25 protein-coding genes, 1 rRNA gene and 2 pseudogenes are annotated in these 23,878 nt (G+C 41.9%); 11 read left to right on the plus strand and 17 right to left on the minus strand.

Annotated elements, in window-relative coordinates; all coding sequences use genetic code 11:
• The 4 genes from BJN41_RS12155 to def all read right to left on the minus strand — a co-directional run.
• Window positions 1–197 (minus strand): 16S ribosomal RNA (locus tag BJN41_RS12155); the annotation flags it as partial.
• 591 nt (window positions 198–788) lie between these two features.
• On the minus strand, window positions 789–2,828 hold the full coding sequence (locus BJN41_RS12160; protein ID WP_070155501.1) for a TonB-dependent copper receptor: 2,040 nt from the start codon (window positions 2,826–2,828) through the stop codon (window positions 789–791).
• A 63-nt stretch (window positions 2,829–2,891) separates the two neighbouring features.
• The gene (locus tag BJN41_RS12165; RefSeq protein ID WP_070155527.1) at window positions 2,892–3,314 is read right to left on the minus strand and encodes a DUF2946 family protein; all 423 of its coding nucleotides are present in this window, start codon (window positions 3,312–3,314) and stop codon (window positions 2,892–2,894) included.
• Between the two features lie 120 nt (window positions 3,315–3,434).
• Window positions 3,435–3,965 carry a peptide deformylase gene (def, locus tag BJN41_RS12170; RefSeq protein ID WP_019837182.1) on the minus strand — a complete coding sequence of 177 codons (531 nt, stop codon included), beginning with the start codon at window positions 3,963–3,965 and terminating at the stop codon, window positions 3,435–3,437.
• Window positions 3,966–4,084: 119 nt separating this feature from the next.
• Here def and BJN41_RS12175 point away from each other — a divergent pair, with 119 nt between their 5' ends.
• The 3 genes from BJN41_RS12175 to BJN41_RS12185 are packed head-to-tail and all read left to right on the plus strand — an operon-like array spanning window position 4,085 to window position 7,101.
• Complete coding sequence (locus BJN41_RS12175; RefSeq protein WP_070155503.1) at window positions 4,085–5,242, plus strand: LysM peptidoglycan-binding domain-containing protein; 1,158 nt, start codon at window positions 4,085–4,087, stop codon at window positions 5,240–5,242.
• 17 nt (window positions 5,243–5,259) lie between these two features.
• Entirely contained in the window at window positions 5,260–6,483 is a 1,224-nt protein-coding gene (gene dprA / locus BJN41_RS12180) for a DNA-processing protein DprA (RefSeq protein ID WP_070155528.1), read from the plus strand.
• A gap of 48 nt (window positions 6,484–6,531) precedes the next feature.
• Window positions 6,532–7,101 (plus strand): L-threonylcarbamoyladenylate synthase, encoded by a 570-nt coding sequence (locus BJN41_RS12185; protein ID WP_070155505.1) that lies wholly within the window; start codon window positions 6,532–6,534, stop codon window positions 7,099–7,101.
• A gap of 391 nt (window positions 7,102–7,492) precedes the next feature.
• Here the strand turns inward: BJN41_RS12185 and BJN41_RS12190 are convergent, their stop codons facing one another.
• Window positions 7,493–8,401, minus strand: coding sequence for a DMT family transporter (locus BJN41_RS12190; protein WP_070155507.1), 909 nt, complete (start codon window positions 8,399–8,401; stop codon window positions 7,493–7,495).
• Between the two features lie 285 nt (window positions 8,402–8,686).
• Here BJN41_RS12190 and BJN41_RS12195 point away from each other — a divergent pair, with 285 nt between their 5' ends.
• Both BJN41_RS12195 and BJN41_RS12200 read left to right on the plus strand, forming a co-directional pair.
• Window positions 8,687–9,232 (plus strand): glutathione peroxidase, encoded by a 546-nt coding sequence (locus BJN41_RS12195; protein WP_070155509.1) that lies wholly within the window; start codon window positions 8,687–8,689, stop codon window positions 9,230–9,232.
• A gap of 318 nt (window positions 9,233–9,550) precedes the next feature.
• Window positions 9,551–10,141, plus strand: coding sequence for a hypothetical protein (locus BJN41_RS12200; protein WP_026438115.1), 591 nt, complete (start codon window positions 9,551–9,553; stop codon window positions 10,139–10,141).
• 79 nt (window positions 10,142–10,220) lie between these two features.
• On the opposite strand, the gene BJN41_RS12205 is transcribed toward BJN41_RS12200, so the two are convergent.
• From BJN41_RS12205 to BJN41_RS12250, 10 genes and pseudogenes are all read right to left on the minus strand, one after another.
• Window positions 10,221–10,640, minus strand: a complete 420-nt coding sequence (locus tag BJN41_RS12205) for a F0F1 ATP synthase subunit epsilon (RefSeq protein WP_019837174.1) — start codon at window positions 10,638–10,640, stop codon at window positions 10,221–10,223.
• 27 nt (window positions 10,641–10,667) lie between these two features.
• A complete protein-coding gene (gene atpD, locus BJN41_RS12210; RefSeq protein ID WP_004970134.1) occupies window positions 10,668–12,062 on the minus strand; it encodes a F0F1 ATP synthase subunit beta in 1,395 nt (464 codons plus the stop codon).
• 29 nt (window positions 12,063–12,091) lie between these two features.
• Window positions 12,092–12,958 (minus strand): annotated as a pseudogene (gene atpG / locus BJN41_RS12215) (F0F1 ATP synthase subunit gamma); the annotation flags it as partial.
• A gap of 91 nt (window positions 12,959–13,049) precedes the next feature.
• Window positions 13,050–14,594 (minus strand): F0F1 ATP synthase subunit alpha, encoded by a 1,545-nt coding sequence (atpA, locus tag BJN41_RS12220; RefSeq protein WP_070155512.1) that lies wholly within the window; start codon window positions 14,592–14,594, stop codon window positions 13,050–13,052.
• A 40-nt stretch (window positions 14,595–14,634) separates the two neighbouring features.
• Entirely contained in the window at window positions 14,635–15,171 is a 537-nt protein-coding gene (locus tag BJN41_RS12225) for a F0F1 ATP synthase subunit delta (protein ID WP_019837171.1), read from the minus strand.
• Between the two features lie 14 nt (window positions 15,172–15,185).
• Entirely contained in the window at window positions 15,186–15,656 is a 471-nt protein-coding gene (locus tag BJN41_RS12230; RefSeq protein ID WP_004970142.1) for a F0F1 ATP synthase subunit B, read from the minus strand.
• Between the two features lie 39 nt (window positions 15,657–15,695).
• Window positions 15,696–15,941, minus strand: coding sequence for a F0F1 ATP synthase subunit C (gene atpE, locus BJN41_RS12235; RefSeq protein ID WP_000424060.1), 246 nt, complete (start codon window positions 15,939–15,941; stop codon window positions 15,696–15,698).
• Between the two features lie 85 nt (window positions 15,942–16,026).
• Window positions 16,027–16,902 (minus strand): F0F1 ATP synthase subunit A, encoded by an 876-nt coding sequence (atpB, locus tag BJN41_RS12240; RefSeq protein ID WP_019837170.1) that lies wholly within the window; start codon window positions 16,900–16,902, stop codon window positions 16,027–16,029.
• Window positions 16,903–17,005: 103 nt separating this feature from the next.
• Window positions 17,006–17,404 (minus strand): ATP synthase subunit I, encoded by a 399-nt coding sequence (locus BJN41_RS12245; RefSeq protein WP_070155514.1) that lies wholly within the window; start codon window positions 17,402–17,404, stop codon window positions 17,006–17,008.
• A 172-nt stretch (window positions 17,405–17,576) separates the two neighbouring features.
• Entirely contained in the window at window positions 17,577–18,416 is an 840-nt protein-coding gene (locus tag BJN41_RS12250; protein ID WP_070155516.1) for a metal ABC transporter solute-binding protein, Zn/Mn family, read from the minus strand.
• A 135-nt stretch (window positions 18,417–18,551) separates the two neighbouring features.
• Between BJN41_RS12250 and BJN41_RS12255 the strand changes: the two genes are divergently transcribed.
• Genes BJN41_RS12255 through znuB form a run of 3 tightly spaced genes read left to right on the plus strand, consistent with a single transcriptional unit; the run spans window position 18,552 to window position 20,614 of the window.
• Window positions 18,552–19,046 carry a transcriptional repressor gene (locus BJN41_RS12255; protein WP_070155518.1) on the plus strand — a complete coding sequence of 165 codons (495 nt, stop codon included), beginning with the start codon at window positions 18,552–18,554 and terminating at the stop codon, window positions 19,044–19,046.
• Window positions 19,022–19,810 carry a zinc ABC transporter ATP-binding protein ZnuC gene (znuC, locus tag BJN41_RS12260; RefSeq protein ID WP_070155520.1) on the plus strand — a complete coding sequence of 263 codons (789 nt, stop codon included), beginning with the start codon at window positions 19,022–19,024 and terminating at the stop codon, window positions 19,808–19,810. Before BJN41_RS12255 ends, znuC begins: the two co-directional genes overlap by 25 nt.
• 3 nt (window positions 19,811–19,813) lie before the next feature.
• Window positions 19,814–20,614, plus strand: a complete 801-nt coding sequence (gene znuB / locus BJN41_RS12265) for a zinc ABC transporter permease subunit ZnuB (RefSeq protein WP_070155522.1) — start codon at window positions 19,814–19,816, stop codon at window positions 20,612–20,614.
• Between the two features lie 141 nt (window positions 20,615–20,755).
• Here znuB and BJN41_RS15560 read toward each other — a convergent pair whose 3' ends face one another.
• Window positions 20,756–20,902: a hypothetical protein gene (locus tag BJN41_RS15560; protein WP_019837164.1), complete on the minus strand. Its 147-nt coding sequence runs from the start codon at window positions 20,900–20,902 to the stop codon at window positions 20,756–20,758.
• A 172-nt stretch (window positions 20,903–21,074) separates the two neighbouring features.
• On the minus strand, window positions 21,075–21,695 hold the full coding sequence (locus BJN41_RS12270; protein WP_070155524.1) for a LysE family transporter: 621 nt from the start codon (window positions 21,693–21,695) through the stop codon (window positions 21,075–21,077).
• A gap of 160 nt (window positions 21,696–21,855) precedes the next feature.
• Between BJN41_RS12270 and BJN41_RS12275 the strand changes: the two genes are divergently transcribed.
• The 3 genes and pseudogenes from BJN41_RS12275 to BJN41_RS12285 all read left to right on the plus strand — a co-directional run.
• Window positions 21,856–22,776 (plus strand): Dyp-type peroxidase, encoded by a 921-nt coding sequence (locus BJN41_RS12275; RefSeq protein ID WP_070155525.1) that lies wholly within the window; start codon window positions 21,856–21,858, stop codon window positions 22,774–22,776.
• A 104-nt stretch (window positions 22,777–22,880) separates the two neighbouring features.
• Window positions 22,881–23,553: pseudogene (locus tag BJN41_RS12280) on the plus strand (transposase).
• Between the two features lie 98 nt (window positions 23,554–23,651).
• The coding region (locus tag BJN41_RS12285; RefSeq protein WP_141730407.1) for a transposase at window positions 23,652–23,878 on the plus strand (227 nt) is incomplete at its 3' end.

Genomic DNA, 23,878 nt, shown 5'->3' on the forward strand with positions numbered 1-23,878 from the left:
CCCTGCTTTCTCCCGTAGGACGTATGCGGTATTAGCATCCCTTTCGGAATGTTGTCCCCCACTAATAGGCAGATTCCTAAGCTTTACTCACCCGTCCGCCGCTAGCTCAGTTACCGAAGCAACCTCGCCCGCTCGACTTGCATGTGTTAAGCCTGCCGCCAGCGTTCAATCTGAGCCATGATCAAACTCTTCAGTTAAAATCATTTCGAGTTTTATAAGTAAAACTCTTAAACTTGGCTCATCAATTTTCTGACTTAAATTTCGCTCAAATAAACTTCGAGTAATTTAAACCAATCAATTAATGATAATATTTCGATTAATCAATCAGTAAAAATCCACACAAGTTGTTCTTCATAATCTCTTAATGATCTTCTTGATGCTTCGTCAGCATCAAGCTAGGTCGGCTATATTACTCTCTATTTTTAGAAAGTCAACATGCAATGTTGATTTTATCTCCAAACTCACCACTTAAACCAGAACTTAACCATTTTAGCTAAATCCTTGTTTATCAACAAGTTTTTATCAACATCACCGCCGATGGATGTGCATTATAGGACAATTATTTTAACAAGCAACACTTTTTTCATAAGAAATATATCGGGTGTTTATTTTATAAACCCAAAAACATATAACTAACTGTTTTATCTTATAAATTTATTTTAAGAAAAATCTACTTAATTTTTTAAAACACAAACCTCAAATATAACTCAATGTTTTATATATAATTATTCTTATAAAAAGCAAAAAGCAGAGCCGAAACCCTGCTTTTGGTTTAAATAAAGTTCAAATTAGAACTTCATACTAATACGCGCCCAGTAGTTACGACCAATATTGTTAAATTGCTCATTCGCAGCAAAACCCAAACCTGCATTACCCATTTTGTTTAAATGCTCGCTATAAGTTTTATCTAGTACGTTATCAACACCCACAGACACATCAACACCTTTACTTAGGTTATAGCTGCCGTTTAAAGATAATATACCAAAACCACTACTCTCTTTCACATCATAGCCCACGATATTACCTTCACGTTCACTGATACGACTTTGACCATCCACCACACGTAATAATGCGCCTAAAGTATATTTATCCTGAACATAGCGCAGGTTTAAACGCCCTTCCAAAGGAGAAATTTGTGGTAACGGCGTATTGTTTGTGGTGTTTTCACCCCACGCATACATAGCACTCACATCTGCCTGTAAGGCATCAGTAAATTGATAACCTATACCAACTTCTGTACCTGCAATGGTGGCATCTACATTTCGCGTTTCAGCTTTATTGTTTTCATTGTACTTGGTCAAGATAAAATCTTGAACCAAACCTGCATAAGCCGATGCCCAAGAACTGAATGCGCCATGTTCATGTTGATAACCCAAATCAAGCTGAAGTGTTTTTTCAGTATCAATACTCTTAAAGGTATTGTCACTACCATTACCTTTAACAGGGCTAAACAATTCCCAATAATCCGGCATACGCTCTACATAACCCAAACCGACATACGTTTTGGCATCATGGTGCGGATGTTGATTTTCCAAACGGATAAAACCGCTTGGTAAGGTTTCTTTACGTTGTTGAGCCGTTTGTACTGCGTCTACTTCGACCTGATCAACACGCACACCTGTAACCAACTTATTATGATCGTTGAGTTGATAGCTCAACTCACCAAAACCACCATAAGACTGAAACTCCATATCTGTTTTAACAGGTGAGTTCATACCTGGCATGGTTGCAGAATACATCCCTTTGCCATGTTTATTATTCTGGCTATCCACACCGGTAATAAACTGCAACTTGTCCCATTCATGAGTGACGGCCATTCGGGCATTTAAAGTACGGCGAGTCACATTCATGGCAGATTTAGCTTCTACCAGCTCTTTAGTCATGTGGTGTTCTGCCATTCCCACTTTACGCAGACTATAATTGTCCATCACGTGATCATTAAAGCTATAGTTCACCTGTGCTTCAATTTTCTTAATCACATCGGTGATGTTTTTCTTTTCTACACGTAAACCCAAACTTTCGCGATCAAATTCAGAACCGTCCATCATGCGGCCTGCATAAACCACTTCGGCATCACCACGACCACCTGTCAGCTCAAGCCAAGTATTTTCATCGGGTGTCCAACCTAAAGCGACATCGGCATTCCAACGCTCCCAATCCGAAGGAACAGTTGTACCATTGCCATCTTTATAGCTATCAGCCACAGAACGGTTAGCATTTAAACGAATATATTTCTGCGCATCGCCCGCGGCTGCTTCAATATTATGATCCAAACGACCAAATGAACCCATCAAAACACTGGCTTGCCCACGATAGTTTTGACCTTTACCAAATTGTTCAGGCTTACGCTCAAACAATACCGTTGCTGCCGAACCCGTGTTGGCATATTGCACAGTTTGCGGGCCTTTAATCACGGTAATTTCATCAAAACTTTCTGGTGAAATATAAGAGGTTGGCGAATCCATACGGCTAGGACATGCGCCCAAGTTTTCAGAACCATCGGTTAAAATTTTAATACGTGAACCAAACATGCCACGGAAGGTCACATCACCATTGGTACCTGCACCACTGTTCACTGCACTAAAACCGACAATACTTTGTAAATAATCTGCACCATCTGTGGCTGGAATCGGCTGAATGGGTTGTTTTGGATTAGCATGAACCACCAAACCATTGGCATCATTGCCCTGTTGTGCGGTTGCAACAATAGGCGCAAGACTATGCGTATTCGCAGACAGCATACTTTGATCGGCAAACGCACTTGCTGAATAGCAGGCAACACAAACTGCAGCCGCAATGGGCTGTAATAAAAATTTAGGCTGAGCCATTTTATTTCTCACTTCAAAACATAAATACAGTTAGGGTCAAAGCAGACCCGAAAAACATTGAATTTATGCAAAGTGAGGTGGAGCACGTCCCTGCGGAAGTAAAAAGAGTTGCTGAAGTGCAAACCAAACGTGTTGAAAACGTTTTTGGAAAGCCAAAAGACGCACTTGAATACGATCAAGCACTTCTTTCAGCTCTAATTCAGGTGGTAGGACTAAATTGCCATATACCGTACAGTACTGACATTGATGTGAAGCATCGTGATGATGATGTTCATTTTGTGTCGTAACTTGTTGTTGATCTGCATGTAGATGTGAGCTATGCACATCATGATCCACAGCAGCCATTGTTTTGTGTGGCAATAAAAGTGCACGCGTGATGGTTTCACAGACTGGCGCAACTTGATATTGCTCAGGCAGCAAAGGCTGTAAAAATACAGCAATCTGTAAAAAAACTGCAATAAATGAAAGCAGTAAACCACTACGCAACAACGAACGATCTATCCTGAATTTGTATGGCACAAGTATAACAAAGCCTAATCGAAATTGGGCCGATTTTTGGGCTTTGGTCTAAACTTGTGCCTCAAGCCTTCTTGATTGGTCTACGTTTTAACGCTTAACCGCGACTTTTTCTTTCTGGCGCTGACGCACTATTTTTTCGACTTTTTCACGGGCGCGCTGACGTTTGAGCGGCGATAAATAATCGACAAATAATTTGCCATTTAAGTGATCCATTTCATGTTGAATACAAACAGCGAGAAGTTCATCCGCTTCTAGCGTAAAGGATTGACCCTCAAGGTTAATCGCTTCAATTTTTACGCGTGACGGACGCTCAACTTTGTCGTATATTTGAGGCACTGACAAACACCCTTCTTCATACGGTTGGGTCTCTTCAGTCAATGGGGTAACTTTGGGGTTAATGAAGACCATGGGTTGATCTTTATTTTCAGATAAATCCATGACTATCAGCTGAATATGATGATCGACCTGCGTTGCAGCCAGACCAATTCCGGGTGCGGCATACATCGTTTCAAACATATCTGCTGCAAGCTGACGAATCTCGTCGGTGACTTCTTCGACTGGTTTTGCAATGGTACGCAGACGGGGATCCGGGAAACTTAAAATAGGTAATAAGGCCATGGGACATCCTCACTTATGCCATTGATCAAAAAACCGAATGAAGGAATGCTTCATCAAAAAAATGTGTGTAAGATCGTTATTATAACGCAACTACATACATAATTTTAGGAATTATGATAATGAAAAAGGTTTTGACAGACACATCCTCTTTTCGTGTCTTGGGGTTTAAAAAGCAAGTTTTAGCACTCGCGGTATGTCTCACAGTGGGACTTGGTGCGATCAGTGTGGCTGAAGCAGCACCTGCACGAAACATCAATCCGCCTGCCTTAAAAGCCAGCGCACCAAATGTGTATGTGGTAAAAAAAGGCGATACCTTATGGGATATTTCCAAAAAATTCCTGAACAATCCATTACGTTGGCCTGAAATTTGGGCAAGTAACCGTCACGTAAAAAATCCTCACTGGATTTTCCCGGGTGACCGTTTATTAATGTGTACCTATGAAGGTCGTCCAATTATTGGTAAAGATGAAGGCGATGGCTGTGAAGGTATTATCCGTCGTTATGCAGGCAAGAGCACCAATTTACAGCCGCAAATTCGCGTGGAATCTTTAAATAATACCATTCCTGTGATTCCACTTGACTATATCAAACACTGGTTAGAGCGCAGCAGCATTATTGCCGCAGATGCGTTACAAGGTACACCGTATATTTTGGGTACTTCTGATCAACGTGTTTTAGCCGCTAAAGGTCAAAGTGTGTATGCGCGTGGTGCAGGTCTGGAAGTAGGTCAACGCTACGGTGTATATCGTGAAGGCGAACCGTACATGCTGACCGATGCCAATGGTCAAAAATTCAATGCAGGGATTGAACTCACTCAAGTTGCTGCAGGTATTGCAGTACGTGGTGAAAATGACATCACCACACTTGAATTGACCGATACCTACAATGCCGAAGTGCGTCGTGGTGATCGCGTCTTACCAATTTATGACCCAATGCTGCCAACCTTGTTCTACCCAACGCATGCTGAAAATGTCAGCACAGGTGGTCAGGTGCTACGTGTGATGGGTTCGATTGGTACTGCAGCAAAACACAGTGTTGTGGCAATTGATCGCGGTACATTACATGGCGTGCAATCTGGTCATGTGTTTAGCGTAGCGCAAAAAGGCGAAGTGGTCACCGACCCGAAAACCAAAGAACGTGTTCAGCTTCCAGGCGAACGTATTGGCAATATCATGGTCTTCAAGAGCTTTGACCACATTAGCTATGCCTATGTTTTAGACAGTGAATTACCAATTAAAGTCGGTGCGAGCTTACAAGCACCACGAATGGACGACTAAAACGGTTTAAGATGGTGATGTTGAATTCATTCAGCCCACAGCAAATCAACTACATTTTGTTGTGGTATTTGGTTCAACATTCACTGTCTAGTTTTTCCAAACTCGTACAACATTATGGTTCCGTGGCTGCCGCAGTGCAGCCCGAACACCTCCTCACATGGTCAGATGTGCGCATTCATGCCAACCATCTACAACGCGCCAAAGAATATCTCAGCCCAACAGGGCAACTCGCCTTTGAACAATGTCTGAATCAACTGCAACAGCAGTGCGATTTTATTCTAACTTTGGACGATGCGGACTATCCCAATCAGTTACGACCCTATTCCAACAAGCCACCCATTTTATTTGGGCAAGGCAATGCACAGGCTTTGTTGCAAGCGCAAATTGCGATTGTCGGCAGTCGCAAAGCCAGCCCGCATGGTCGGCAAGTGGCTTATGATTTTGCTTATTATTTAGGTGAACAAGGGTTCTTTATCAATAGTGGTTTGGCACAAGGTATTGATGAAGCCGCACATCAAGGTGCTTTGCAACATCAACGTACCATTGCAGTCATGGGCACAGGTTTGGACAGCACTTATCCAAATGCACATCACAGCCTGCGCCAAAAAATTGTAGAATCTGGTGGTGCCGTGATTACGGAGTTTTTACCACAGACTAAGCCCTTACAGCAACATTTTCCACGACGTAACCGTATTGTCAGTGGACTAAGTTTAGGCGTGATTGTTGCTGAAGCCAGTTTAAATAGTGGCTCGCTGATTACCGCGAAACTGGCAGCAGAGCAAGGCAAATTAATTTTTGCCATTCCAGGACATATTTACAGTGAATTTCATCAAGGTTGCCACCAATTGATTCGTGAAGGTGCAATTTTAGTGGATCATCCTGAACAAGTGATTGAAGATTTAGCCCTACCCACCCAATGGCAATATCAACAAAACCAAATAGCATCAAGCCAAAATCAGACTACAGCAGCTTCAACAAAAGCAAAATTATCTACACCACCGACTGAAGCAATACTTCAAACCACCACAACAAAAACAGCAGATACAAGTACACCGCATATTCCCGAGCATTTATTGGCACTGTATCAACAACTGGATTGGGTCGGACAAAGCATCGATCACTTGGCACAGCAACTGAATTTAGATATTGCCACACTCACCAGCGCATTAATGGAACTGGAACTCATGGGCTTCTGTTTACAACAATCAGGTTTATATCTGCGTTGTCGTCCACTCAAATAAGGTTCACAATAAGCGCCTATTTCACGTTTCTGTTTAGGTAAAACTCCCATGATTACAACTTCTGTCACCGAAGCCGCTGCATGTCTACAACAAGGACAGGTACTGGCCTATCCTACAGAGGCGGTTTGGGGATTGGGATGTGATCCATATAATCAACAGGCATTTTTGGAAATTTTGCGTCTGAAACAGCGTCCGATTGAAAAAGGTGTGATTTTACTGGCAGGACATCTGTCACAAGTAGAGCATTTGCTGCAGGATTTAAACCCCGAAATGCGAGATCGCGTAATTGCGTCATGGACGAATACTTATCCCACAGATCGAGCAACCACCTGGCTATTACCCAGCACAGCCGCAATTCCAGAGTGGATTACAGGTCAACACCCCAAAGTMGCGGTGCGCGTAACCAATCATCCTTTATGTATCGCGTTATGCCATGCCTTTGATGGCTTTATTGTATCGACCAGTGCCAATCCTGCGGGACTTGCCCCTGCACGCTCTTTGCAAGAGACAACGCAATATTTCCATCAACAATTGCACTACTTAAATGGTGATTTGGGTTTAAGCCAGCAACCTAGCCGTATTTTAGATGCAGAGAGTGGGGCAGTGATTCGCGCCTAGCTTTAGACAAATTTTAGATAAAAAAAAGCTCAACCATATAGGGATGGTTGAGCATAAAAAGGATGTGTATAAAAGCACATCCAGAGGGTTTGAAAATCTTGCTGCAAATGATATTTCACTGATTATTGAATACAGTGGATCATTTTCAGTACGTGAATTATGGAGTAATTTAGTCGACTATACAAATAGATTTTTCCTATTAATCCAAGACAAATATTCAATGAAAGATTCATCTTTTTTTCTTAACAATTTAAATTATCTTACTATTTTTACAATTATTTTAGAAAAATTAAAAAAACTGTCATAATTCATAACACTCAATACTGTATAAATTTTGAATAAAAGGCATTTTAAATACACCTTTATGTGATCAAAAAAACACCAATTAAACTCAACTTTTTGCTTGAATGTGTACGCGTGCTTTCATTTGTGCCAACACAATACCCGTTAAAATAATCAATCCACCGATACTGTGATAACTCCCCCACACTTCTGCCAACCAAAAATATGCAATGATAGCCGTGAAAACAGGCATCAAATTCATAAAAATACTGGTGCGATTTGGCCCTAAATATTGAACGGCCAACATCCATACCAAAGGTGCAATAATTGAAGGAAATATACCTGCATACAGCACACTTAAACCATTTTGGCTATTTAAATGATCCAAGCCGAACCACAAAATAAATGGCAGATGGTAAAGTAAGGCGAATATAATTTGCACATAAAGACTCAGCATGAGCGGCAATTTTAAATTCCATTTCTTTAAAAACACCCCATAAAAGGCGTAAAAAAATACCGCCAAAACCATGAGCATATCGCCCGCATGTCCTGTCAGCTGAATGAGTTGACGCAAATCTCCTTGTGCAATCACATACAACAAACCCGAAAATGAAATAATGCAGCCCAAAACCGCAAATCGTGTCGGAATGTCTTTTAAGATCAGCAATGAAACCAAAACCGTAAACATGGGAATAAACGCATTAATAATGCCCATATTGGTTGCAGTGGTGTAATTGGCTGCGGTATAGCTTAGACCTTGATACAGCACCAAACCAAAAGCACTAAGCACTGCCAACTGTTTCAAATGTGGACGAATCAACTCACGCTGCTGCCAAACTTTGGGCAATATCCACGGGGTTAAAATCAGAAAAGCAATCAACCAGCGATAAAAACTGATACTGACGGGTGAAATATACTCCGCCACATACCTCGTTACTGCAATATTTAAAGACCAAATCAATACCGCAATCAATGGCAATAAAATTGCCCAAAATACGCCTTTATCTGACCGTATCATGTATTCATCATCCTTGTTGTACCAAACAGCATACCTGCTGTGAAACCCTTTTCTATAACTGACTTGTGATGCAAAGTGCTAAAAACCCAGTGTCTATTTATGGCACTTTTCGCTCGATTTATCCATCAATAAAATAAAATGCAGATACGAATTACATTTTTCTGCGCAATATCACGGCTATGCGGGATTCCATCAGTGTCGTAAATTTCTTTGCTATAAAACTTGCTGTACCCAAAAATTACAGTTACAACAGTAGCGGTAAAATACAGATTCTAGGAAGCAACTATGCGCACTTCAGTTTATGACATTGCAGTAAAAACCAATCAGGGTACGGAAACCACATTAAATCAATATGCAGGAAAAGTGTTGTTGATCGTGAACGTGGCATCAAAATGTGGCTTAACCCCGCAATACGAAGGCTTACAGCAACTCTACGCAGCAAAACAGGCACAAGGCTTAGAAATTTTAGCCTTTCCATCGAATGATTTCTTGGCACAAGAACCGGGCAGCGATACAGAAATTCAGGAATTTTGCTCACTGAATTATCAGGTGAGTTTTCCATTGTTTGCTAAAATTCCAGTCGTGGGTGCAGAAAAACATCCTCTCTACACGGCTTTAACGCAAGCAATTCCTGAACGTATTGGTGAAGGCCTATGGTGGAAAGATTTGGTTGATTACGGCTTAACCCCAAATGAACCACCTGAAGTATTGTGGAACTTTGAAAAGTTTTTGGTGAATAAACAAGGTGAAGTTGTAGCGCGTTTTGCCCCAGATTTAACTGCAGATGACCCACGCATTGTAGAAGCAATTGAGGCTGAACTGGCTAAATGATTTTTTCATTCAGTATGTGAATACAGTTCATATAGTCTTTAAGTCCATAATAATTCAGCCCCCTTATCCTCTTGCGGAATATATTCCTCATCCTGAGCCATATATGGCGCAAGAGAAGGGACTATCCATGTCAATTCGACGCATGACTTATAATCATTTGTCATTTATAAAAGATGTTTAATACATAGCCATTTATTTAAAATTCACTATTTTTGATTTAGACAAAAATTAAGATTTGTTATCGGTTTGCAACAATCTGTTTTTTATTCATATTTTCGTTTTATATTCATTTTTATAGACTACCAAAATCAAATGAATATGAAAAATGTATCTTCGAAGACACTAGTTCCGTTTATGCTATTGAGTTCTGCCTTGCTACTCAGCGCCTGTGATCAAATGAACATGCCGCAAACACAAACAACAGACCAAGATGATTCCAGCACAAAATCTAATAGCACTGCAAACACAACCAATACCCCATTAAGCAGTGGCAATATGTTCTACATTGTGCGCGATGTTGCTGATCTACAGCTCAAAGCTGGTCAATATGTCGAACAACTGAATCAAACCAAGTCTGAGTTGCAAACCGCTGTAGATGCACAAGATCCACAACAATTACAGATTGCAGCGATTGAATTACAGCAGCAATTACAAGGCTTTAATCAAACACTAAGCAGCCTAGACTTAAAAACACAGGAAATTGATACCATCCGTCAAAATTTATTGACGGCTAATCAGCAAGTTTTGGCTTCGCCATTTTTAAATGGACAAGTCGATTTAAGCAAGGTGGACTTTAAAAAACTGGAACAGCAAATGGGAAATATTCAAGCTGAAATGCTAAAACTGGCGGGGATGATTTTACAAGGTGAGTCGAATCAGCCAACTGAAACCACCAATACAGCATCTTAAGCAAATATAAGGCTTCAATTCCAAACAACATAAAAAAAGCCACTCTTTCGAGTGGCTTCTTTCAATCTTAAACCAGCAATTACATTGCGCGGTTTTTGATTTTGCGGATGGTTTCCAACTGTGCAGCTGTTTCTGCCAAAGCAGCCAAAGCAGCAGCAGAGTCCAAATCGCTCTTTTGATTTGCCAACAATTGTTCAGCGTGTTTACGCGCTTCAATAATTGCCGCTTCATCTAAGTTTTCTGCACGAACTGCAGTATCTGCAAGAATCGTAACAACATGCGGTTGAACTTCTAGAACGCCACCAGATACATAGATTAATTCTTCTGTACCATTTTCCAGCAGAACGCGGATTGCACCCGGCTGAAGCAAAGTTACCAGTGGTGCGTGACCCGGCATAATACCGAGTTCACCGCCAGCACCTTTTGCAATTAGCATAGTCACAGTGCCCGAGTACAAAGACTCTTTTACACTTACAACATCACATTGCATAGTCGCCATGAGAATCTCCTAAATTAGAGCTGCTAATTAAAGTTTCTCGGCTTTAGCAATCACTTCGTCAATACCACCAACCATATAGAACGCTTGTTCTGGGATATGATCGTATTCACCAGCTAGAAGACCTTTAAAGCCACGAATTGTATCTTTAAGCGGTACAAGTTTACCAGGCGCGCCAGTAAATACTTCAGCTACGTGGAACGGTTGAGAGAAGAAACGTTGGATCTTACGTGCACGGTATACAGTAAGTTTGTCTTCTTCTGACAATTCGTCCATACCAAGAATTGCGATAATGTCTTTCAATTCTTTATAACGTTGAAGAACGTTTTGAACTGAACGAGCAATTTCGTAATGCTCAGTACCAACAACTAATGGATCTAACTGACGTGAAGTTGAGTCTAGTGGATCGATCGCAGGGTAAATACCTTGAGATGCAATGTCACGGCTCAATACTACAGTTGCGTCTAAGTGCGCGAACGTTGTAGCAGGTGATGGGTCAGTCAAGTCATCAGCAGGTACATATACAGCTTGAATAGATGTAATCGAACCAGACTTAGTTGAAGTAATACGTTCTTGAAGAACACCCATCTCTTCTGCAAGTGTAGGCTGATAACCTACTGCAGATGGCATACGACCTAGAAGTGCTGATACTTCAGTACCTGCTAGTGTATAACGGTAGATGTTGTCTACGAACAATAATACGTCACGACCTTTACCGTTCTCATCTTTTTGATCACGGAAGTACTCAGCCATAGTCAGACCAGTCAACGCTACACGTAGACGGTTACCTGGTGGCTCGTTCATCTGACCGTAGACCATTGCTACTTTGTCTAGAACGTTAGAGTCTTTCATTTCGTGATAGAAGTCGTTACCTTCACGAGTACGCTCACCAACACCAGCGAATACAGATAAACCTGAGTGCGCTTTAGCGATGTTGTTGATCAACTCCATCATGTTTACGGTTTTACCAACACCCGCACCACCGAACAGACCAACTTTACCACCTTTCGCGAACGGGCAAAGTAAGTCAATGACTTTAATACCAGTTTCTAAAAGGTCAGTAGAAGCCGCTTGTTCTGCATAAGAAGGCGCTTGACGGTGAATTGGTAAACGCTCTTCAGTAGCAACTGGACCAGCTTCGTCGATAGGGCGACCAAGAACGTCCATGATACGACCAAGAGTCGCTGTACCTACTGGTACAGAGATTGGCGCGTTAGTGTTAGTTACGTTCAAACCACGCTTAAGGCCTTCAGTAGAACCCATTGCAATAGTACGAACTACGCCATCACCAAGTTGTTGCTGAACTTCTAATGTAGTTTCAGTACCGTCAACTTGGAGAGCGTCATAGATCTTAGGAACGCTGTTGCGTTCAAACTCGACGTCGATAACCGCGCCGATGATCTGAATGATACGACCGCCACTCATTGCTGTCTCCTCAATTCAAACTAATAATGTTAAACGGCAGCGGCACCACCAACGATTTCAGAAATTTCCTGAGTAATCGCGGCTTGACGCAGCTTGTTATAAATAAGTTGTAGGCTCTTGATCAGTTCACCTGCATTATCTGTTGCAGCTTTCATTGCAACCATACGCGCAGACTGTTCACATGCGATGTTTTCAATCACACCTTGATAAACCATAGACTCGATGTAACGAACCAACAAACCATTTAACAGCTCTTCAGCTTCTGGTTCATAGATATAATCCCAACCGTATTGACGGTTAAGAGTCTTGTTTTCTTCAGCAGCTGCTAAAGGTACAAGTTGTTCGATTTTTTGATTTTGAGTCATGGCATTGACAAAGCCGTTTGACACTAGATAAATACGATCTAACTCGCCTTTATCATAAGCATCCAACATCACTTGTACAGAACCAGCTAACTGTTCAAGACTTGGAGTGTCGCCCACTTGAGTGGTCGCACCAAGCACTTTACCGCCGTAGTTTTTAAAAAACGAAACCGCTTTTTGACCAATCAAAGCAAATTGAACTTCAATTGACTGCTCTTGTTGCTGTTGAACGTGTTTTACCACTTTCTTGAACAGGTTAATGTTCAAACCACCAGCAAGGCCACGATCTGAAGACACAATGATATAGCCAACGCGCTTAACAGGACGTTCAACCATATAACGGTGTTTATATTCAGGATTCGCTTGTACCAAATGAGCAATTACACGGTGCATATTTTCGGCATACGGACGGCCTTGAGCCATGCGCTCTTGCGCACGACGCATCTTAGAAGCTGCTACCATCTGCATCGCGCGAGTAATTTTCTGCGTGCTTTTGATACTAGCTACTTTGGCGCGAATTTCTTTTAAATTTGCCRTACGCTTAACCTAGTATTCGAAAGCCCTTTCAGGCTTCCGAAGGTTGATTCCGTGAACCAAACCAACACCAATCTAGCAAGTTGCTAAATTAGTAAGTTTGAGTCGCTTTGAATTTTTCAATACCAGCTTTGAATTCAGCTTCGATATCTTTATCCCAAGCACCAGTCTCGTCAATTTTTTGCATTAACGCAGCGTGTTCTGAACGGAAGTAAGCAATTAACGCAGCGTCAAAGTCTACGATTTTTTTCACTTCTACGTCAGCCATGTAGCCTTCGTTAGATGCATAAACTGATACAGCTTGGTCAGCGATTGAGTATGGAGCATATTGTTTTTGCTTCATCAACTCAGTTACGCGTTGACCGTGTTCAAGCTGTTTACGAGTTGCTTCGTCAAGGTCAGAAGCGAACTGAGCAAACGCTGCCAATTCACGGTACTGTGCAAGTGCAGTACGGATACCACCAGACAATTTCTTGATGACTTTAGTCTGCGCAGAACCACCAACACGAGATACAGAGATACCCGCGTTCACAGCAGGACGAATACCCGCGTTGAACAATGATGTTTCAAGGAAGATCTGACCGTCAGTAATCGAAATTACGTTGGTTGGTACGAATGCAGATACGTCACCTGCTTGAGTTTCAATAATTGGCAATGCAGTTAATGAACCAGTTTGGCCTTTAACTTCACCGTTAGTGAATTTCTCAACGTAGTCAGCAGATACACGAGAAGCACGTTCAAGTAGACGTGAATGTAGATAGAATACGTCACCTGGATAAGCTTCACGACCTGGTGGACGACGAAGAAGCAATGAAATTTGACGGTAAGCAACAGCTTGTTTAGACAAGTCATCATAGATGATCAGAGCGTCTTCACCGCGGTCACGGAAGTATTCACCCATTGTACAGCCAGAGTATGGAGCCAAGAACAGCATTGCTGCTGGATCAGCTGCGGCTGCTGCTACAACAGTTGTATACGCCATAGCCCCAGTTTCTTCTAGCTTACGTACTACGTTTGCGATAGTTGATTGTTTTTGACCAACTGCAACGTAGATACATTTAATGCCAGAGTTTTTCTGAGCGATGATCGYGTCGATCGCCATAGCTGTTTTACCAGTCTGACGGTCACCAATGATCAACTCACGTTGACCACGGCCTACTGGGATCATTGTATCTACTGATTTATAACCAGTTTGTACAGGTTGATCCACTGATTGACGCCAAATTACGCCTGGTGCTACTTTTTCAACAGCATCAGAAAGTTTTGCATCAATAGGGCCTTTACCATCAATCGGGTTACCCAAAGCGTCTACGACACGGCCAAGAAGTTCAGGACCAACCGGAACTTCTAATACACGACCTGTACAACGAGCTTTTTGACCTTCTTGAAGGCTTAAGTAGTTACCTAAAACAACGACGCCCACTGAATCCTGTTCTAGGTTCAGTGCCATACCAAATAAGCCGCCGTCGAATTCGATCATTTCACCGTACATTGCATCAGCAAGGCCGTGAATGCGCACAATACCGTCGGATACCATAACAATGGTACCTTCGTTTTTAGCGGTCGCGCTGGTGTCCAGATCGCCGATACGCTGTTTAATGAGCGCACTGATCTCGGATGGATTCAGTTGTTGCATTGCGCTATACCTCAATCTTTTATTAGTTCAGTCTTCGCAATTAAGCTAAAAGACGTGTCCGCATTTTTTCAAGCTTGTTAAGCGCAGAATCATCTATCACTTGGTCGCCTGCACGAATAACTACACCCGCAATTAACGCTGGGTTCACTTCTACAGAAACATTTACTGCTGCAGCGAAACGTTTTTCTAACGCTTGAGCAAGAATTTGTTCTTGTACAGAAGTCAATGGGAATGCCGATTCAATCACAACATCCACAGTATTGTTATTCTGTGATTTGAGCTGTTCGTATTCTGCTTGAATTTCAGGAAGTAAAGCCAAACGGTTATTTTCAGCAAGCAATGTCAAAAAGTTTGACACTGCTGCAGTTTGGTCTTCACCTAAAACTTTGGCAAAAATACTCACCTGCTCAGCAGGCGTAAGCTCAGGGCGATTTAAGTAAGCTGAAAATGCTTCGTCTTGCACCGCAGCACTGAGCAAGTTAAGTGCTGTTGACCAAGTGTCAGTTGCACCTTGCTCAGAAGCGTAAGCAAATGCTGCTTTAGCGTATGGGCGTGCCAACGTCAAGAGTTCAGCCATAATCTGCCTCTCTCTTAAAGTTTAGCAGCCAGCTGAGTCAGCATGGCATTGTGAGCTTCTGCGTCAACTTGCTGGCTAAGAATTTTCTCTGCACCAGTTACTGCAAGCGCAGCTACTTGTTGACGTAATTCTTCGCGAGCAGAATTGATTTCTGTATCAACAGCTTCTTTCGCTTGTTGACGGATACGCTCACCTTCAGCAGATGCTTGGGTACGCGCTTCTTCTACCAATTGTGCTGCACGACGATTCGCTTGTTCGATCAATTGAGCCGCTTGTGCTTTAGCTGCATCTAATTCAGCTTTCACTTGAGCTTGCGCATCGGCAAGGTCAGCTTTGGCTTTTTCAGCTGCATTTAAGCCGTCAGCAATACGACGCTGACGCTCACTAATCGCATTGATTAGTGGTGGCCATACAAACTTCATGCAGAATGCGACGAAAATCGCAAATGCAATCGCTTGGCCAAACAATGTGAGGTTGATATTCATTGCAAATTCCTCAAATAGTGAATTTCGGAATTAAGCTGATTAACCTACAAATGGATTAGCGAAGATGAAGAACAAGCCAATACCAACACCGATCATAGGCACAGCATCAAGAAGACCCGCGATTAAGAACATACGAGTTTGAAGTTGTGGAGCCAATTCTGGTTGACGAGCAACAGCTTCAAGGAAGCGACCGCCTAAAAGACCAAAACCAATCGCAGTACCTAAAGCACCGAAAGCGATCAAGATAGCAGATGCAATTGCAACTAGACCTAAAGTGAGTTCCATGATAATTCCTCAGAGGTTAGGTTTTATACCAAATTAAGTTAAAAAATTGTGTGCCCAACCATCGGTTGACAGTTAGGCAGTACCATTAATGCTTTTCGCTTGCCATACTCATGTACACGATTGTCAACATCATGAAAATGAATGCTTGTAGCGTAATAATCAAAATGTGGAAAATCGCCCAAGGCACAGACAATGCCCACTGGATCCAGAACGGTAATAACGCGATAAGAATGAAGATTAACTCACCCGCATACATGTTACCGAATAGTCGTAGAGCCAATGAAACTGGTCGCGCCAAGAAAGTAGTCAATTCCAACAATAAGTTGAATGGAATTAAAAGTACTTTAGCAACTGGATTACTTGGGTTAAATGGGTTAAGTGCTAACTCACCAACGAAGCCGCCAATTCCTTTTTCACGAATACTATAGAAAATAATTAAGAAGAATACAGAAATAGACATACCTAAGGTAATGTTTGGATCTGTAGTCGGAACAATTTTAAAGTAAACCTGATGAGGATCTACACCCAGCATAGAAGCAATCGCCTGTTGAGCTACATAAGGAATAAAGTCAACAGGGATTAAGTCCATCAAGTTCATGAGGAAAATCCACACGAAAATAGTTAATGCTAGGGGTGCAATTAATCGAGACTTCCCGTGGAAGGTATCACGTACACTAGAATCCACAAACTCGATAATCACTTCAATTGCTGACTGGAATTTGCTAGGTACGCCCGCATTTGCAGCTTTCGCCACGATCCAGAACAACAAACAGAAGATCAGACCAAGTCCAATAGACCAACCCATTGAATCCAAGTGAATAGCAGTGAACCCCATCTGTTGAGCTTCTTCAGCAGACTCAGCCAACTTCCATGAACCGTCTGGCATTTTGCCATAGGTCATATTGGTCAAGTGATGCTTGATATACTCGGTCGAAGTAAGGGCATGTTCTTCAGCAGCCATAAATCACACCTGGTCAATGTAAAAAAACTAATAGAATAAACGAACATCGCGTGCTGCTTGATATCTCGCCTATTCCTGAAAAACTTTTCAATTTTTGCTGCGTTTAGACTCGTTTTTGTAATCGTGACACCCAAAATGGCGCAACCCACGACATGCTTTGAACGAGCATAAAACCACAAAACAATGCCACCGGGGATAACGGCTGTACATTGCTTAAAATTAAAATGAATCCTACGATCACGATTGCAAACTTACCGAGCATTCCTCTATACATGTTCGAAAGAACCTGTCTGGACGCTCGTGCACCTGCTGCTCGAAACGACTGCCATGAAAAATAACAACTTGCCAACCAACAAACACTCGCACCAAGTGCAGCGCTTAAGGCAGCCGTTGAGTCTTTCAAGACCCACGCTATCAGGGCTGAAACTGGAATCATGAATGCTTGWAAGAAGACCAAAGCTTTAGCTAATCGTCGGTCAATCAAGCGACTAGTTCGGCTCATTTTTTTATCCACTCACAGCATTAATGCTTGACAAGTTCAACTGATGATCGTTTTTTATCGCAGGCATTATAGAGTTAGCCCCCTGAACATGCAATCGTTTCCCGACCTTAGTCGTGATTTTTTGCATGTTAGTCTCGGAATTGTCATATTTCAATTTTGCTTAAAAAACGCATCATTTTCGTGCATTTAATACACAAGCCTTGGTTTGCTTGGCTAATTGCTGCCACGCTTGCACAAAATCATCTGCGCCGCGCATGCTTTCATCGACCTTTTGAAACACAATTGGATTCAATTTCATATACTGATTTTTACTGGCATGTCCTTCAGCAAGGAGGCACATTTTTGGATTTGGACGGTGATCGTTCAAATATTTGATTTGAGCAACCGTAGGGGCAATATGCGGATCATTGGTCAATGAACCTGCAAATTCTAAATTTAAGGCACGTTCTAAATATTGATAGGCATCGTGATAAGCCCAATATGGCTGTGCTGCGGTTTGAGTCTGAAATTTACTTGCACTTTTGAACAAGCTCTGCGCGAAGGCACGTGCGTTATTCCAGTATGCATCGCGATGTTCAGGCATTTGCTGAGAACGCAGTGCGGCAATAAAAAAACCGATACGCACTGCATTATTTGGGTCTAGCCAGACATGGCTGTCTATTGTATGTTTTAATGCTGAACCACGTTCTGAACGCTGTGGCAAAGTTTTCATAATGCCCGTATCTAATAAAGCAATTGCTTTAGGATTTTGATGTAATACACGTTCTAGCGGCGCTTCATGCGCTTTACCCAACCACATAATTAAACCCGCATCTTGGATGATTTTTCGATGTGCAGGCGTGAGTGATACATCGTGCCCTGTTTGATCTGCCAGTAATAACGTGGGTGTTTCGATATTTTTTGTGACTTTTTGGGCAATCAGATAGATAGGATGTGTAGACACCACCAAAGCCTGCGCCATGCTGATAGTACTGCACAACACCAATAAACAGAAACTAAATAAACGAAACATTGCAACATATCACGAAAAATCGATAAATGTTATAGTATAACAAATTTATAAAAATACCTATGTATAATCGAAACTGATTACGCTTCATGCTAAGATTTACTGTCGTTTTTCTTTTAAAGTTCAACTGGGGTGGCTATGAGCTTATGTTCGCACGAGCATCACAATGCATTACATGGCGTTCACGACCATCACAATGTTCATCAACGTCTTGTCGAAGCTGAGAGTTTATGCGCGGCAGCAGGTGCTCGCTTAACACCGCTACGTAAAGAAGTACTGGAACTCATTCTCAAGGCATCTGCACCAATGGGTGCTTATGATTTATTGGCGAAAATTAAAAGTKAGTCTGATCGTCCTGCAGCACCGCCAACAGTGTACCGTACTTTGGATTTTTTACTGGAAAAAGGACTCATTCACCGTTTGACTTCTATCAATGCCTATATTCCTTGTTGTCATCCACGCGAAGGACACCAAGCGGCGTTTTTGATCTGTACGGAATGTAAAGTCGTTAAAGAAGCTTCAGCGCAAGGTTTATTAGAGCAACTCGATCAATTGGCAGCCTCTGACCGCTTTAGCCCGCATCACAGTATTATTGAGATTTCTGGAAAATGTCAGCAGTGCAACAGCAAATAACCACTGCACCACTCATCGCCTTGCACAATATTCAGGTGCGAATAGATGAGCGCGATATTTTAAAAAATGTCAATTTTGAATTGCATGCAGGTGAAATTGTCACACTCATTGGTCCGAATGGCGCAGGAAAATCGACTTTAATTAAAGTCTTGCTTGGTATTGTCAAACCGAATGCAGGCAAGCTAGTAAATGCTCGTAAACTGACCTTTTCTTATGTACCGCAAAAGTTTAATCCTTCTCACAGCTTGCCTTTAAGAGTGAAAGATTTACTGGCTTTAGAAAAATGCCCAGACGCAATTAAAGCAGAAATTATCCGCGATACTGGGATTGCCAAACTGCAAGATTCGAAAGTACAACAACTGTCTGGTGGTGAGCGACAGCGGGTTTTACTGGCACGTGCTTTATTGCGTCAACCCGATGTTTTGGTACTGGATGAGCCGATGCAAGGACTGGATATTCAGTCCGAAGCTGAACTGTATGACTATGTGCGCAACTTACCGCACAAATATGGCTGTGCGGTGTTGATGGTGTCGCATGATTTGCAATGGGTCATGCAAGGTACGCACCGTGTGGTCTGTTTAAACAAACATATTTGCTGCAGCGGTTTGCCCGAGAATGTACAACAACATCCTGAATATCAAGCTATTTTTGGAACCAATCGGGTGTTTTATCAACATCACCATGAACACTGTGCACATGGAGATCATGCCGAGCCTTGTCAGCATGATTCACGTCCTCATATTCACCCTGAACCGGAAGCTTAACCCATGATGGATTGGCTACAATTGCTGTTACCTGCATGGATCATGGGCAGTTTGTTGGTATTTTTGACAGCCCCACTGGGCTGTTTAATGCTGTGGCGACGCATGTCCTTTTTTGCCGATACGATGGCACATGGTACGTTATTGGGTGTGGCGATTGCAGGGGCGTTGAGTTTGCCTCTGTGGATGGGCGTGACATTCTTGGCATTATTATTGGTGGGTGTTTTGTGGATTTTACATGATCCACGGTTGCCAAGTGATGCATTATTGGCGCTCTGCTCTGCAACCTTGCTCTGTTCAGGGTTGCTCTTTATTCAGCATATTCCAAGTTTGCGTCCTGAATTGCTGAGCTATTTATTTGGCGATTTACTCACCATTTCATGGGCAGATTTACCTGTATTTGCCCTAGTGATTATTGTTGCTTTAGCGGTGCTGTATAAATTTTGGCAGACACAAATTCAAATTGCAATTGACCCTGATATTGCGGTCAGTGAAGGCGTGAATGCACAATGGCAACGCCTGATTTTTATGTTGTTGTTGGCATTATTTACGGTATTGGCTTTACGTGCAGTCGGCTCTTTATTGATGGGCGCATTGTTGGTGATTCCTGCTTTAACCGCACGTTTATTGGCACACTCGCCTAAACAAATGGTGATTTGGGCATTTATTGTGGCGCAAATTGCAGTCAGCGTAGGTTTATGGTCAAGTGCGGGCTTAAATATTTCGACAGGTTTAAGTATTGTGATGACGATGGCAGTGATTTTTGCTGTGATTTTTAGCATTCAAAAAGTCAGAACGATGGCTTAAGCCAATGAGCTAAATGGATGCCATGCGATTGCATGGTTTTTGGATATATACCATTATTCCGATTAATACATTAGCATCAATCTTTGTAAATAATTTTTTGGGTAATAATATTCAAAGAGCTGCCTTTCAGCAGCCGTCAGCTTAGTTTTGAACAGCACAAATACTGACTATAAATAAACAAGTCATCACGTATGCCAAACTCGGATCAAAATAAACCACCAATGTATCAAACATTGGAGTAAACCCAAGAATTAAACCCGCTGAGCTTGCTTTCTTCAGTTGTGACATATTATCACTCCTTAAAAAACTGTTGCGGGTCTCTTGATGAGTTAGGTACGCAACGCTCAGACTATTGCTACTTAATTTCGTTTTAAAACCAGTTGCGATGGGTAAGTAGCAATCCTAACTGGCCAATAACCATTCTAGTTATCAATAACAATTATTTCAATTACTTACTTTATCACTGATGCACCAAACTTAACAAAAATGCAGCACCCGCAAATAAGGTCGCAAAAGTACGATTCATCATTTTTTGCTGCCGAGGCGATCTTAACAAACGCAAAACTTTGGCAGCCAAACCTGTGTATCCTGCCATCACAATCAAATCAATACTGATCATAGTTGCTGCCATAATCAGATACTGAATCCATTGCGGTTTCGACAAATCTAAAAACTGTGGCAAAACTGCCAATAAAAACACAATCGCTTTTGGATTGCTCATGTTGACCAGAAAGCCGTACATCACCAGTTTTCCAGCAGATTTTCGGGTCAATTCATGTTGAATTTCAATGGACTGAGTAGGTGCTGCCCACTGCAAATAAGCCAAATACAATAAATATGCTACCCCAAACCATTTCACAATCAAAAATGCCCAAGGCGTAGTGGCAAACAAAACCCCTGCCCCCGCAGCGACAATTGCAATTTGCAGCAATAATGCCAACTGCAAACCAATGGCATTCCAGTAGCCATGTCGAAAACCATAGTTCAAACCACTCGACATCGATGCAATTGCACCTGCACCAGGGGAAACACTAATCACCCAGCACGCCAACATGAATGCTATCCAAACTTGATAAGACATAGAAAACAGTTTTATGAAAGATAGCGCATTATATGATATTTCACTTAATATCATGGCAAAAACCGTTGAATAAAATCCCAAGAAGGGTATTAAGCCTGCATGCAATCAGGCACAATAAAGTAAACCCTATAGAAAACAACAATTTTTTCAGGAGCTATACATGACTGCCCAATCTGTAATATTGCCACTACCTTCAGATCATGCTCGCTTTCTAGTGTTACGTTTAAAAGATTTAAGCATTGCTGAATTAAAAGAAAAATTGGCGGACCTTTTTAGCACACGAGATCGTTTAATCACTCAACATCCACATGCACAAATTAAAACTGGGGTGGCCTTTGGCCCTGAACTTTGGGCACAACTCTATAGCCAATCTCCTGAAGGTTTTAAACAATTACAGCCGATTCATGGCTCCTTTAATATGCCTGTAGTGCCTGCCGATGTGATTATTCACCTAGCCAGTGCCCGTGCAGATATTTGTTTCGCACTAAGTCAGGCCTTTTTTGATGGTATTCAAGATAAAGTTGAGGTTTTAGATGAACGTGTTTGCTTCCGTTATTTTGATGGACGTGACATGACAGGCTTTATTGATGGTACTGAAAACCCGCAATTCCCTGATGATCGTGCTGAAGTGGCACTTTTAGGTGAAGATGCAGGTGTGTTTGCCGATGGCGCATTTATTTTTGCACAGCGTTATTGCCATGATTTAGAAAAATGGAAAAAGCTCAAAGTCGATGCTCAGGAACACGTGATTGGTCGTACCAAACTTGAATCTATTGAGTTGGATGACGAGGTTCAACCTGAAAATTCGCACGTTTCACGTACAGTCGTTGAAGATGATGCAGGCGATGAAATGGAAATTTTGCGCCACTCTTTACCTTATGGTGATGGCAAGGGCGATCAGGGTTTATTCTTTATTGCCTATACCAAAGATTTGAGCATTATTGATGCCATGTTAGAACGTATGTTTGGTACTTCAGGTGATGGCATCCATGACCGTTTATTGCACTTTGTGACTGCCATGGATGGCGCATATTACTTTGCCCCAAGTGAGGAGCTACTAGAAGTAGTCTTAGAAGACTGATCTGTCATCAGTATGGAGTCGCATAATATCAGCGACTTCATACTATTTGTCTGTGTTTCACAAGCCTATCTATAAAAGCTGTTTCAGCAATATAATTTTTTCAAATAAATAAGCCTCTACCTAAAATTTATCCTGCATCCTATTGGTCTTCATATAACCGAGCACTGATTCATCGGGGAAGTATTGCATTGGGTTCGATCCTGCTACGCATGAATATGCGCCATCAAAAGGCAAATAAGGATGAAATCAAACCTTCACTAACGCACTCTCCAATGCTGCTTAATGATTTAATCCTTATTGGGTCTGTCTTTACCTGTGCTTACTGGATTGGTAATAAGTCTGCTTAAATTTTTGCGAATTAAATAGGACATCGCCAGATTACAGCATGCTTTGTAGAAGACAAAAGTATATTGATATTGCAATCAGCTACCAAAAAAGTAGCGATGGGCTGCATATACGCAAGGACTTTACAGGCTTAAAGTTTCTAGGTAAGGGAGAATGGAAACGCATGCCACATGGAAAGATACAAAGAGCTGCTCGCTAGAGCGAAATAAATGACTTCGCACAGTTAATCATACGAAGCAATTCTTCTCAGGTAGGACCCTATGGAAAATGGACAGGGTATCATCGGCGCACTTAGTTGAAACAAAGATACATTGTATCAAATACTTAGGAGATAATCTCAGTGCAAGGCATTATGATAGCGAACTCAATGAGATGTATGCAAATGTAACAGTCCTCAACAGATGTACGCAGTTAAGTCGAGCACTTACCTAGTAACACCTTAAATTGGGCTGAATTCGGAGACTGTAAATTAAATTGTGTAATTGCCTGAATTTGCTATGTTCATATTCACAACGGAGTCAGGCAACATGATGAACGAACAAAAACTAAAAGACCTTGCAGCAGAATTTGCTAAAGGAATCAAAACAGAAGACGATCTCAATCAATTCACCCGATTGTTGACTAAACTCACTGTTGAAACGGCTCTCAATGTCGAACTTACCGAACATCTCGGACATGAAAAGAATGCTCGTAAGAACGGTTCAAATGCTCGTAACGGTTATTCCAGTAAGACCGTGCTGAGCGATGATGGTGAGAT

This window comes from Acinetobacter towneri, from assembly GCF_001758345.1.
Lineage (GTDB): Bacteria > Pseudomonadota > Gammaproteobacteria > Pseudomonadales > Moraxellaceae > Acinetobacter > Acinetobacter towneri_A.